The sequence below is a fragment of the Candidatus Kuenenia sp. genome, assembly GCF_039794105.1.
GTDB lineage: Bacteria > Planctomycetota > Brocadiia > Brocadiales > Brocadiaceae > Kuenenia.
On the sequence record NZ_JBDIWA010000041.1, the window covers coordinates 1 to 13,193 of the forward strand.

12 protein-coding genes and 1 riboswitch are annotated in these 13,193 nt (G+C 40.3%); of the genes, 7 read left to right on the plus strand and 5 right to left on the minus strand.

The genetic code is table 11. The features are described 5' to 3' along the window. Nucleotides 1-95 precede the first annotated feature (95 nt). The 7 genes from metK (at nucleotide 96) to ABJL82_RS14745 (ending at nucleotide 7,606) form a co-directional block, all read left to right on the plus strand. On the plus strand, nucleotides 96-1,262 hold the full coding sequence (gene metK, locus ABJL82_RS14715) for a methionine adenosyltransferase (RefSeq protein ID WP_347275457.1): 1,167 nt from the start codon (nucleotides 96-98) through the stop codon (nucleotides 1,260-1,262). Nucleotides 1,263-1,421: 159 nt separating this feature from the next. After that, entirely contained in the window at nucleotides 1,422-1,628 is a 207-nt protein-coding gene (locus ABJL82_RS14720; RefSeq protein WP_347275459.1) for a type II toxin-antitoxin system HicB family antitoxin, read from the plus strand. Between the two features lie 223 nt (nucleotides 1,629-1,851). Further along, entirely contained in the window at nucleotides 1,852-2,256 is a 405-nt protein-coding gene (locus tag ABJL82_RS14725) for a nucleotidyltransferase domain-containing protein (RefSeq protein WP_347275460.1), read from the plus strand. A 304-nt stretch (nucleotides 2,257-2,560) separates the two neighbouring features. Then, nucleotides 2,561-3,871 carry a DUF1015 domain-containing protein gene (locus tag ABJL82_RS14730; protein WP_347275461.1) on the plus strand — a complete coding sequence of 437 codons (1,311 nt, stop codon included), beginning with the start codon at nucleotides 2,561-2,563 and terminating at the stop codon, nucleotides 3,869-3,871. Between the two features lie 88 nt (nucleotides 3,872-3,959). Then, nucleotides 3,960-4,081, plus strand: a riboswitch (SAM riboswitch). 80 nt (nucleotides 4,082-4,161) lie between these two features. Further along, nucleotides 4,162-5,406, plus strand: coding sequence for a threonine synthase (gene thrC / locus ABJL82_RS14735; RefSeq protein WP_347275462.1), 1,245 nt, complete (start codon nucleotides 4,162-4,164; stop codon nucleotides 5,404-5,406). Nucleotides 5,407-5,555: 149 nt separating this feature from the next. Beyond that, a complete protein-coding gene (ahcY, locus tag ABJL82_RS14740; protein WP_347275463.1) occupies nucleotides 5,556-6,956 on the plus strand; it encodes an adenosylhomocysteinase in 1,401 nt (466 codons plus the stop codon). 374 nt (nucleotides 6,957-7,330) lie between these two features. Next, complete coding sequence (locus ABJL82_RS14745; protein ID WP_347275464.1) at nucleotides 7,331-7,606, plus strand: MoaD/ThiS family protein; 276 nt, start codon at nucleotides 7,331-7,333, stop codon at nucleotides 7,604-7,606. 251 nt (nucleotides 7,607-7,857) lie between these two features. Here the strand turns inward: ABJL82_RS14745 and ABJL82_RS14750 are convergent, their stop codons facing one another. The 5 genes from ABJL82_RS14750 to ABJL82_RS14770 all read right to left on the minus strand — a co-directional run bounded on the left by ABJL82_RS14750 (nucleotide 7,858) and on the right by ABJL82_RS14770 (nucleotide 13,140). Beyond that, the gene (locus ABJL82_RS14750) at nucleotides 7,858-8,052 is read right to left on the minus strand and encodes a type II toxin-antitoxin system HicB family antitoxin (protein WP_347275465.1); all 195 of its coding nucleotides are present in this window, start codon (nucleotides 8,050-8,052) and stop codon (nucleotides 7,858-7,860) included. Between the two features lie 66 nt (nucleotides 8,053-8,118). Continuing rightward, nucleotides 8,119-9,588, minus strand: coding sequence for a radical SAM protein (locus tag ABJL82_RS14755; protein WP_347275466.1), 1,470 nt, complete (start codon nucleotides 9,586-9,588; stop codon nucleotides 8,119-8,121). 20 nt (nucleotides 9,589-9,608) lie between these two features. Then, the gene (locus tag ABJL82_RS14760; protein WP_347275467.1) at nucleotides 9,609-10,688 is read right to left on the minus strand and encodes a glycosyltransferase family 9 protein; all 1,080 of its coding nucleotides are present in this window, start codon (nucleotides 10,686-10,688) and stop codon (nucleotides 9,609-9,611) included. Between the two features lie 116 nt (nucleotides 10,689-10,804). Continuing rightward, a complete protein-coding gene (locus tag ABJL82_RS14765; protein ID WP_347275468.1) occupies nucleotides 10,805-12,247 on the minus strand; it encodes a radical SAM protein in 1,443 nt (480 codons plus the stop codon). 77 nt (nucleotides 12,248-12,324) lie between these two features. Next, nucleotides 12,325-13,140: a class I SAM-dependent methyltransferase gene (locus tag ABJL82_RS14770; protein WP_347275469.1), complete on the minus strand. Its 816-nt coding sequence runs from the start codon at nucleotides 13,138-13,140 to the stop codon at nucleotides 12,325-12,327. Between the last annotated feature and the right edge of the window lie 53 nt (nucleotides 13,141-13,193).

The window sequence follows — 13,193 nt, forward strand, 5'->3', positions numbered from 1 at the left end:
AGGGCGCAATTAGCGGTAACAAAACAAATGGGCGTTGTAAATCGTAATATGAATATATTGAGAGAACATTTTTTGGAAGAGAGGACTGTATTGCTATGAGGAGTGGAAGGTATTTATTTACTTCGGAATCTGTTTCAATGGGACACCCTGACAAAATAGCTGATCAGATATCCGATAGCGTATTAGATGCTATGCTGGAACAAGACCCTATGAGCAGGGTCGCTTGTGAAACTTTGGTGACAACAGGGGTTGCTTTTGTTGCGGGTGAATTTACCACGAATGCGAATGTAAATATACCCGATATCGTAAGGAATACGATAAAAGAAATAGGCTATTGCGATGCGTCTATGGGATTTGACTATAATACCTGCGCGGTTCTTACGAGCATTGGAAAACAATCGCCTGATATTTCACAGGGGGTAAGCGGTGAAGGACTACATAAAGAAGAAGGCGCCGGAGATCAGGGAATGATGTTCGGCTACGCTTGCAATGATACGCCGGAATTAATGCCCCTTCCGATTATGCTGGCGCACAGGGCAATCATAAAACATGCCGAATTGAGGCAAAACGGGACATTAAAGTATTTGCGTCCGGACGCTAAGTCCCAGATTACGGTTGAATATGAAGGCCACAAACCTATCAGAGTACATACCGTTGTTATTTCTACGCAGCATGCCCCCGATGTTAAACATGATACTATTAAAACGGACATGATCGAGAAGGTTGCCAAACAGGTGATACCGGCAAACTTGCTGGACAGCAAAACGATTTATCATATTAATCCTACAGGGCGTTTTGTAATCGGTGGCCCTCAGGGGGATTGCGGTTTGACCGGCAGGAAGATTATCGTTGATACGTATGGCGGATGGGGTCGTCATGGCGGGGGTGCTTTCTCCGGAAAAGATCCAACAAAGGTGGACAGAAGCGCCTGTTATGCAGCCAGACATATAGCAAAAAATTTAGTCGCAGCAGGATTGGCAGACAGGTGTGAGGCGCAGGTGGCGTATGCTATTGGAGTGGCAAAACCATTGTCTGTTCACATTACGACAGAAGGTACTGGTAAACTCCCGGATGAAAGGCTTACCCAGATTTGTGAAAAAGTTTTTGATATGACGCCCAGCGGTATTATTAAGAGATTGAATCTAAGAAGACCAATTTATAAGATTACTGCCCGTCACGGACATTTTGGACGCACCGAGGATTCATTTACCTGGGAAAAGACAGATATGGTAGATGTGTTACGTAAGGAAGCGGGTGTTTGAAGTGAGGTAATCGTTTATTACTGAGGGTGCAAAGGACGTAGGGCAGTAAATACATGAGAGGCTAGAAGTTGGAGAATAGAAACAGTAATCCGGCTTCTGGCTTCCAATACCTACGCTATTGATAAGTTTTTGAAGGTGTGAATCATGGAGTGCCATATTATGGTTTATCGCGTATTGATAGAAAAGGGTGAAGACTTTGGTTATGTAGCCCACTGTCCTGCTATACCTGGATGCCATTCTCAAGGGGACACTATTGAGGATGCTATAGAAAATATAAAAGACGCCATTAAGGCCTGTTTGGAAGCTTTGGATAAGGATTTGGTAACGCAAACCAAAGAGTTGGCTTATTTTGAGGTTACAATATAAAGTGGCATCAAAACTGCCGGTAATTTCTGGTAAAGAGGCGGTAAAAGCGTTTGAGAAAGCCGGTTGCGTGGTCTATTGCGGTCATTAATAAGAGATGCATACTTATCTATCGAGGAGTTTAAAAAACTTTTGGAATAATTGCCAAGTTTGTAACCTGCGCCTAGTCATTAAAACAGATTCTTGTGTGTTCAGAGTTGTAATCTGAACACATCGTGTAAATCCAATGATAACAAAAGATATTATACTTAACAGGGATTATGGTGAATTACTGCACCTTACAGGGGCAGATATAATCTTTTTATTTGGTTCGATACTTACAGACAATTTTCATAAAGATAGCGATATCGATATCGGTGTTTATTTTGAAAACCGGCGTTATGATAAAACCGCTGTTTACGATACCGTCATTGATTTCTTTCAAACTGGAAAAGTAGATGTTGCTTTTTTAAATGAGGCGTCTCCACTGCTCTTATATCAGGTTACAAAAAATGGCAAACCTATGGCCTGTAAGAACTATACAATACTGACGGAATTCAGGATTCGTAGTATCAAAAAGTATTGGGAGACTAAAAAATTCAGAAAGATGAAAGAATATCTATTAAAGAATTATGTCGAAAGAATCAGATGAATTGGCTTCCTGACGATAAAGAGATTTTTATAGGCAAGCTTAAGTATCTTAAGAATTATTATGAGGAACTTAAAAGTTTTGTAACAATTTAGGGTTTTGAAAAATTCCAATAATAGCGATGTTTGCCTCATAGTGTAGGGGCGAAGCATTTGCTATAAATTGTCATAAATGCGTTCATACCCAAACGGGCAAATGCTTCGCCCCTACTTTTTCAAAAACTAAAGTGTTACGAAAATTCGGTTTTTATCAGCGTATTTAATTATGGAAACTGACGTTGTATAAGAAAGGTGCGTGGTCGTAAAATATGGCAATAATAAAACCCTTTTGTGGTTTGCGATACAATCATGACATTGTAAAAGATTGCTCGGCAGTAGTGACGCCTCCTTATGATGTCATATCTCCCGCAGAACAGGAGAGGTATTACAATAATCATCCTAATAATATGATTCGTTTGGACTTGGGAAAGGAATTTCCCGAAGATACGGAAGCGGATAACAGATATACCCGCGCCTCGGAATTTCTTGACGAGTGGATGAAGGCGGGCATACTGAAACAAGAGGATGCGCCGGCAATTTACATCTATGACCAGGAATTTTCCTATGGCGGTAAGCATTTTATTCGCCGGGGCTTCATTGCGTTGGTAAGGCTTGAGCCGTTTGATACAGGATACATTTATCCTCACGAGCAGACCCTTCCCGGTCCCAAGGCAGACCGCCTGAAACTTATGCAATCATGCAAAGCAAATCTCAGTTCAATATTTGCTCTTTTCCCCGATGAAGACAATGCTGCCGATAATTACTTACATTCAATAACCACAACAAAGCCGGAAATCGATTTTGTTGATGACAGCGGGGTAACCAATAGACTTTGGGTCATTAGTGAAAAGAAGGCTATCGATACGCTCATTGAACTTATGAAGGAAAAAGCCCTTTTTATCGCTGATGGACACCATCGCTATGAAACATCGTTAGTTTATAAAGAGCAGCGACATAAAGAAAATGGCGGGCAAAATGGGGAATTACCTTCGGATTATGTGATGATGGTGTGTGTTTCCATGAATAATCCGGGGCTGCAGATATTCCCTTTTCATCGGGTAGTCCGGCAAATAAAGGACTTTAACCCAGACCATGTCCTGCATAGTCTTAAAGAGTTCTTTGAGATTGAACACCTGGAAAACAGCGGTGGGATTGATGCTATCATGCAAAAACTCAATAGCGATAGCGCTCCCCATTGCTTCGTAATGTATGCAGGCCAAGGTGATAGATACAGCCTGTTACGGTTAAATGATAAAAGGATATTAGAAAAGGTGTTTGCCAATGACCATCCGGAGTGGAAGCGTTTAGACGCAGGCATACTCCATAGCATCGTTTTAAAAAAGATATTGGAAATAAACTCCAGCGAAGCTGGGTTGAAGGATTTTATAAAGTATGTAAAGAATGAAACAGAAGCTATATCGCTCGTACGATCAGGCGCTTTTCAGGCAGCATTTATTTTGCGGCCGACCCTGATAGAACAAGTAAGGGAAATCGCTCTGGCACGCAAGGTAATGCCGCCAAAGTCAACCTATTTTTATCCCAAATTAATTACCGGTGTTGTGATAAACAAAATGAACTAAACGGGGAGTCGAACTCTGATTATTTGTGATTCCAGATTAACGGTTGACTGTTTACCTGATTTCAGATAGAATCCTAACTTAATACAGTATCTTATCCGGAGTGGCAGAGGGACTGGCCCTGTGAAGCCACAGCAACCGGCCTGTTCAGATTACGTCTGAACATGGTGCAGGTGCTAATTCCTGTCTCAAGTTTTTGGGAAAAGATAAGATAGGATAACAAACAAAAGCCTCATCCTATCTTATTTTTAGGAAAGAGGCTTTTTTTATTGCTGAAATATACGGAGAAAGAAATGGGTTATGTAAACGGATTAAAATGCAGGGAATGCGGAAAAGAATATCCGAAAGAACCATTGCATGTTTGCAGTTTTTGTTTCGGGCCTTTAGAGGTCGATTATGATTACGAGGGCATTAAAAAGGTTATAAACAGAGAGGTTATTCAATCGCGCAGCAATACAATGTGGCGTTACAAAGAACTGCTCCCGATAGACGGCGAACCGACTGTTGGAAGCCAGGTGGGATTTACTCCGCTGGTAAAGGCGAATAATCTGGCAAAAATTCTGGGCGTAGAAGAACTCTATGTAAAAAATGACTCGGTAAATTACCCTTCGTTTTCATTTAAGGACAGAGTGGTTTCAACTGCATTGTCAAAGGCAAAAGAATTTGGCTATAAGACCGTTGGATGCGCTACTACCGGCAATTTGGGAAATGCAGTAGCCGCACAGGCGGCTCAGGCGTGCCTGGAAAGTTATATTATTATGCCTGCAGACCTCGAACAGGGCAAGATTATCGGTACGCTGATATATAATCCTAATGTGATAAAAGTAAATGGAAATTATGACCAGGTAAACAGGTTATGTTCTGAAATTGCCGATAAATATGGTTGGGCAATTGTAAACGTAAATATAAGGCCATATTACGGCGAGGGATCAAAAACATTTGGTTATGAAATCCTGGAACAACTGGGCTGGAAGGCGCCAAAACATATTGTTGTTCCTATGGCTGGCGGGTCATTAATTACAAAAATCGGGAAGGCCATAAAAGAATTTGTGAAGTTGGGCATCATTGATGGGGCAGATACGAAATTACACGGAGCTCAGGCCAGCGGAAGTTCTCCGATTACTACGGCGGTTAAAGGCAAAACGGATGTTATACGGCCTGTAAAACCCAATACTATAGCACAGTCGATAGCAATTGGAAACCCTGCGGATGGGTATTATTCTGTGAAAAGTATTAATGTCTCCGGAGGATGGGCAGAAGATGTAACGGATGACGAACTTGTTGAGGGCATTAAATTACTCGCGAGAACAGAAGGTATTTTTACAGAGACGGCAGGCGGCGTTACTGTGGCAGTTACAAAGAAACTGATCGAACAAGGAAAGATACCGCGCAATGAATCGATCGTCATTTCTGTTACCGGAAATGGTTTAAAAACACAGGAAGCCGTAATTAACAAATTATTTGAACCAAAAATTATTAACCCTTCCCTTGCCGAATTTGACAGAGTTATGGAAGAAAAAATGGCTGTTGCGCGTTAACAGTGATTATTAGATAGGAAAAGCATGTTTTTAGATTTTCATTATCTTTTACAATCGTATAAACGGTTCCGGGTTCACGGTTCACGGTTTTAAAAACCTCGGAACAGTTTATATGTGCAATTTTGACCTTAGCAAAAAGGAGCAATAAAATGGTTATGTTGGATTACAAAAAAGCCGACGTTAGTTCTAAGCAGGATTACAAAGTGGCGGATATCGGCCTTGCAGACTGGGGATATCGAGAGATTGCCCTAGCGGAAGCTGAGATGCCCGCTTTGATGAATCTCAGGAGAAAATATGAGAAAGAGCAGCCGCTTAAGGGTGCTAAAATCATCGGCTGTATCCACATGACAATCCAAACAGCCGTATTGATCAAAACGCTTCGTGCTCTAGGCGCTGAAGTTCGCTGGTCATCGTGTAATATTTTTTCCACACAAGACCATGCTGCTGCGGCCATTGCGGATTCCGGTATTGCCGTTTACGCATGGAAGGGTCAGACGGAAAAAGAGTATGAGTGGTGTATTGAACAGACTATTCTTAAAGAAGGCAAGACCTGGGATGCTAATATGTTGCTAGATGACGGCGGCGATCTTACTGCAATGGTTCATGAGAAATATCCTGAGATGCTTGAAAAAATACATGGCATTACAGAAGAGACAACTACCGGCGTTCACCGTTTGCACGAAATGTTAATAAAAGGGGAGCTTAAGGTTCCCGCTATAAATGTCAATGACGCTGTAACCAAATCTAAAAATGACAATAAATATGGATGCCGCCACAGTTTAAATGATGCTATTAAACGCGGCACCGATATTCTTCTTTCCGGTAAAAAGGCGCTTGTTATTGGTTATGGTGATGTAGGCAAGGGTTCCGCCCAGAGTTTGCGACAGGAAGGCATGATTGTGAGCATTTCTGAAATAGACCCCATCTGTGGTATGCAGGCATGTATGGACGGATATGAGGTGGTTTCTCCTTACAAAGACGGAATAAATAATGGTTCTGCGAATGGTATAAACAAACAATTGCTGGACAAGACCGATCTGATCGTAACGGCGACAGGCAATGTAAATGTCTGCGACCGTCATATATTAGCTGCCGTTAAACGTGGGGCAATTGTTTGCAATATCGGACATTTTGACCTTGAAATTGACACTAAATTTATGCGTGAAAACTGGAGGTGGGAAGAGGTGAAACCGCAGGTTCACCAGATATACAGATCCGACGACGCTGAAGATTATATTATTCTTCTTTCCGAAGGACGGCTTGTAAATCTTGGCAATGCAACAGGCCACCCCTCACGTGTTATGGATGGGTCATTCTCAAATCAAGTGCTTGCACAGATGTATCTCTATCGTGAGGCATGGGCAAGCAAACCCAAGTCTAAGCGTGAACCGGTCTATATTAAGGTTCTTCCCAAAAAACTGGATGAGGAGGTTGCCGCTGAAATGGTGAAAGGCTTCGGAGGAGTAATTACCCGTATGACGAAACAGCAGTCTGAATATATCAACACTCCTGTAGAAGGTCCGTTCAAACCGGATACGTACCGGTACTAACTTTTGAGACCGTATCATCTTTGTGTGGATATTTTCAAAAAGCCAAATTACCGCTAAATTTCTAATTTGTTTGTAATATAAGCGGTTTTCAGCATGGTGCAAATTATAAATTAATAAAAGAGGAACCACAGATTTCACAGACTTCGTCGTGATCTCAGTCGAACGATTACACAGATTAAAAAAATCGTAAATCGTAAATCTGTGCGGATTTATCCTGTGGGATAAACTCATTCCACAGGGCAGGCTTTGTTTATCAGACAGTCTGCGTTCCTCGTCATGTCCCAATGGCCGAAAGACAAACAACGTGAACGAGTGAGCGATATTTTGGTGGGCGCTGCCCCACCCTACCATGGTTAATTTAAAGGAGCAAAATTATGTCGGTGACTGTGCGCATACCTACGCCTTTGAGAACCTTTACGGATGGAGTTGAGGAGGTGAAGGTAGAGGGAAAGAATATTGGCGAGATTATTAGCAATCTGGAAGCAAATTACAAAGGTATAAAAGAAAGGATTTGCGATGATTCCGGCCAGATAAGAAGGTTTATCAACTTTTATCTCAATGATGAGGATATCAGATTTCTCAATAATCTGGAAACACCGGTAAAAGACGGAGATTATATATCTGTCGTGCCAGCCATTGCCGGTGGCTGATCTGGCTTTGTGGGTTTCAAGTTTGTAACATATTTGGTTGCAGGCGGATACGACAGCCTCAACATGTAGTGGCAAGGCGTGCCTTGCTATGACATTAAATGTTTAGGGAGTTTAATATTTTCAGTTAAGCAATGAACAAACCCACCCCTCAATCCCCTGCCCAAGAGGGGATTGAGGGGTGGGTGAAAATGAATGCCGTTGGGTTTTTGTCTTTTAAAACCCAACCTAATTTAATGACTATATACAATAATTTATACATATATTAAACGATCCTTGGGTTCTGGTATTTGAATACCATCTTCTTTTGTCGTTTTTAACCAAAGGGTTACTGCGTTTTCTGCATTTTCCAGTGCTTCTTTTTTTGATTTACCGTGCGCCATGCATCCTGGTAGTTCCGGTACTTCAACAACATAAATACTGTCTGCTTTATCCCAATAAATAATCATTTCATACCGAATAAGGTGGTGACATTCTCGATTTGTGGAGAAAACATAAAAGTTCCATATTTTAATTCAGCATTGAATTTTTGGCTTCACATCAGAACCTCTTAGCAAATATTTTAAAAACGTCCTTGCTGATTTTAACGTCCTCTTTATTTCTCTTGGGTGTACAATCATTTGTTTTAATTTGTAAAGAAGATAGCCAGGCCTTAGATAAAAAGACCGTCTTGCATCATCGCAGAACCTTACAAGATCATAGGATGATAATTCTTCCGTACTGATAACAGTGTTATGCAAGCCTTCCGGTGTAAGCCATTCGGAGAAATTGTCGGTAGTTATCAATCTTTTTTCCTTATACCACTTGTATGCTTCCGTTCCCGGATAAACCATGACAGGATAAAATTGTACAGTATCCGGATTCAGCCTTTTTGCAAGCTGTAGTGTTTCCTGAAGTGTTTCTTTTGTCTCGCCGGGAAGCCCTGCCATAAAGCAGCCATGTATTAACATCCCGGCTTTTTTTGCATTTGCCATGAAAGCCTCCATTTCCGCAAGACTCAGCTTTTTCTTCATGTTGTCAAGTACTTGCTGGCTTCCGCTTTCAAATCCGACGCAAAGTGACCGGCAGCCTGCCGTCTTCATTGTCCGCATTGTTTCGTAATCCAGACCAACCCTTGCATTTGCTGTCCATGAAATGTGTACTTTCTTTTGAATAATGCACTCCGCAAGTTCTTTACACCGTTTTTTATTAACAGTTAACGTATCATCCTCAAAGAAAATCGCCTTTGCCTGCGGGAAATTTTTTGTAATATATTCCATTTCTTCCACTACATTATTAATACTCCTTTGCCGAAAACCTCTGCCCATTAACGTTTGAGGATAAACACAAAAGGTACATGGGAAAGGGCATCCTCTGGAAGTGGTAATTGTGACCATTGGGTAGAGGGCGTTCGGATTAAAATAATTTTCTATACGGAGAAATTCTTTGTAAACCTTGCTTACGAACGGCAATTCGTCGAGATTTTCAATATATGGCCTTCCCGGGTTGTGGATGATTTCATTGCCATTCCTATAGCTTATGCCATGAACGGTTTTCAGGTCGCCTTTTTCAGATAAAATTTTAGCGAGGTCAGGCAGTGTGTAATCATATTCATTTCTGGCAACTGCATCAACGCTATTCTCTTTATTAAGCACTTCCTCCGGAAGCGCTGAGACATGCGTTCCTACCAGTATTATGAAAGAAGACGGACAGGTTTCTTTTAATCTGCGGGCGACGGCAACGTCATTATCAATACTTGGCGTGCTTGTATCAAGAACAATAAGGTTTGGCTGAAATGTACGGGTTTTTTCAATAATGTCATCAATGGATAAATTATCTGCAGGCGCATCTATGAGGTTAACTGCAAACCCTTTTTCTTTCAAAACGCCTGTTGCATATGCCAGCCACAGGGGAAAATAGAGAGTGCCGCTTTTGGTTACTGCAGGACTCCGCTGTGGGCGGGAAAATTTTTTTAAATATGGGGGATTGATGAGTAAGACTTTCACTGCATCTGCCTTTCTAAAAATTAAGTTCTTTGCTGTTGTGTACCAACAAAACGAATAACATTTTCATAATTAAAGTTTTTACTTAATAGCGATTTACATTCTTTGTAAACGTCATTTGCAGAAATGTTTTCCATGCAAATAGGATTTGTACATCCGATAAAAATATCATTTCCATAACAGGGACTGCATTCTACACGGCTTTGAATATATCTGCAAAATGGCAATTGGGGTGAAAGTAATTTTGAATTGCTGGGACCAAAAATACACACTGTCGGGATAGCAAGTGCATAAGAAATATGAAAGGGGGCAGAATCATTTGTAACAAAGAGCCTGCACAATTTCATTAAATATCCCGTTTCATTAAAAGAATATTGGCCACTTAAATCAAAAACAGCATCATGAAGTTCATCTTTTAGTGTTGTGTTTACTTTACGGTCATCTATCGACCCAAAAAGCAGAAATCCATATCCGTCGGCAGAAAGCAATTTTGCCAGTTCAATGAATTTTTTGGCGCCCCATTGCTTTACCAACACCGTATCACGAGGGTTTTTCCCACCGCCGCAAAAAAGTCCAATTACATTAGACTTGTATTTTTTGAGAAAAGTACTCAGATTTTCAGGAATGCATACTTCTTTTATCTGAAAATCGAGCTTAGTTCCATTGCACGGTATGCACAATGGCTCTAACAATGTATTATATGCTCCGGCGGCATAATGGTTTTGTAACACTGACGGATTGACCTTATGATTAATAAAACTGCTATTGCCGAACCCCACCCTGTTTGGCGCTCCTATTAACCATGAAAGAAAATGGATAAATTTAGATGCGCTGAAAACAATGATAGATTCAAATTTATATCTCCTTAATTTTATTATCAGAGGGAGGATTTTATATAATTTTCTTCCAAAAAGCGCGTCATCGTCTAATACAAAAGTTTTTGCGATATAGGGATTATTGTACAGCGCCCCTGAAGACCATTTGCTGGTGAAATAATAAATCTTATTTGCCGGGTTATTTTTGTAAATTGCGCGTATTGCCGGAGTAGTAAGCAATACATCGCCGAAAGCATGCGTCTTGATTAATAAAATATTACTACTCATCTGCTTTTGTTTTTTTATTAAATTTCTTTAGCCGCTGATTTACACGGATGAAACGCGGATTTTTATTGTAGGGGCTGAAGACTTCGTCGTGAGCTCAGTCGAACGATTTTCAGCCCCTACTCCGGAGCCCATACTTCGGCCTTACCCTTTAACAGTCTTTTTATAGAATCTCTCGTGAAATATAAAAAATTGACTATGAATTTGTGTTTCATTGTCTTTAACATTGGTTTGGATACGAGTATCCCCATGACCCATCGTGGAATGGGACGGCAATAGAGATAAAAAAGAAAGTTAATATAACTCTTTTTTCTAGATTCAAATTGCCGGGTCAAGTCGATGATAAGTCCTTTTTCCTGAGCCTTTTTCTGCAATTCAGTGCCAGGAAGAAAAATAAGGGAAAATACGTTCAGGCGATATGGTCTGGGAAATTTCTGAATCATATGCAGGGTTTCAATTAGGTCTTCTTCCTCTTCGAATGGATTATCAATAATAAAATCGTAGAAGGGCATTAATCTGCCCTTAAATTGGTGAATCAGTCCTACAGCATCCAAAACTTTGTCGGTAGAAGGGCCTCTTTTATACAGTTTTCTGGTTTTTTCGCTACCTGTTTGTATGCCAATTTGTAATTCATTCATGCCTGCATCAACAAGGATTTCCAGTTTCTTTTTATTGACATCATGTGCATGGGCAAGACAGCGGAAAGGCAAACCGATTTCATTTCTATATAAAGCGGCATATTTTTCTAACTGGTCTTCTTTCAAAGCAAAAAAATTGTCGTCGCAAAACGTTATTGCCTGCATCCGGGGAAAGCGGAATTTCATTTCTTTCAGCTCACCAATTACGTTTTCTGCAGTGCGAAATCTCAAATATCCGCTGTCCGAATAAAGGGCTTTAAAAGTGGAACAATAAGTACAGCTATATGGGCATCCCCGTGAAGAAAGGGTTTGATAAACTACTGTTCCCGCTATTTTTAAATGCTCTTGCAATAATTCCTTGGTCATTTTGTGCATGGTTTTTCCATCCCACAGGTAATGTCCCTCCAGAGAATAATCGGGGTATGGCAATGAATCAAGATCTTCAATAATAGGGGCAAGCTGGTTTTTTTTGAAATTTCCGTCTTTGAAAAACCAAAATCCGTTCAAGTCGTAATAATTATCGTTTTTTGCCATGGCGTTTAAAAGATTTTTTATTGCGATTTCCGCTTCACCTATGCAGACAATATCAGCAAAGCCTGCCGCATCTTCCGGCCTGGCAGAGATATGTTTTCCTCCCCACATTATAGGCGCCCTTATTTTGTTTCGTATTGCTTCGGTAAGCGCCTTAACCGCATTGAAATGACAAGAGAAAAATGATATTCCCACAAAGAATGAATCATGGGTCATCTCTTTTATAGCATCCGCTAATGAGGTTATAGAATGGGCATCCGTCTGTTTTAAGATATAGGGTGTAAAAATAATCTCTGTCGAAAACCCCTCTTTTCTCAATGATGATGAAAGGATTCTAATGCCATATGCCATTAAATCATCATATGGTGCGATGAAGGTAACCTTTTTGTTCATGGTAAGAAAATACCTCACTGTGTATTGATATTAATTATTTTGATAGCCATACAGGCCAAGGAACATTTTTCAAAAAGCTAGATTGTTACATTATTTTTACAGGTATCTGTTTTTGTACCTGTGGCATATATATCCGGGGTATAAATCCGGTTAAACTTATAAATGCCCCTGCCTGTGCCGATTTCAATCAGACTGAAAATCTTGTAATACATTTTTAAACATTTCCATAAAATAGCTCGTACAGAACTTTTGAGATCAAAAAATACAGGCTCTTCTCCTTTGACCATTATATCTGAAAAATTGCATGTTTCCAGAACTTGCCCTAAACTGGTGGGGGTAAACCCTGTTTCATGGGTAAAATCCAAAAATATCCTTGCTATGCCGGTGAGAGAAGAGGCATTGGGCGTCCTTATTAAAACAGTTCCATTTGGTTTTAAACTTTCATAAATCAAATCAAGAAGCGTCAATATTTCCTGTTTCGAGAGATGTTCTATAATATGGCTTGCAATGATCATGTCGAATTTTTCCCGGTGCGAAGGAAGAAAAGTAAACATATCTGCCTGTTCAACATCTTTAATACCCATCTTATTGGCAATAACTATTGATTCGTTTGACAAATCTATTCCCATAGCATTTTTATAGCCTGCTTTTTGTAAAAAAAACAAAAATCCTCCTATACCACAAGCAATATCAAGAATAGCTGCGTTTTTATCTTTCGGAAGGATGTTTATAAATCTTTTATGTAATAATTTGGATTGTAGTTCGTAGTTATCCGGTGTAATTTCTATCCACTTTGCCCATTGTTTGCTTACAAAAGTATCATAGCATCTTTTCCTGTAATCGGTAGCCCTTGCAGAAGTTTCCGCATTCCATTTGATATCGTTTGTGCACATGAAAAGAGAAATCCTTTCTCATTAAAAAGTAATTGGGGTATCCCCATGACCAG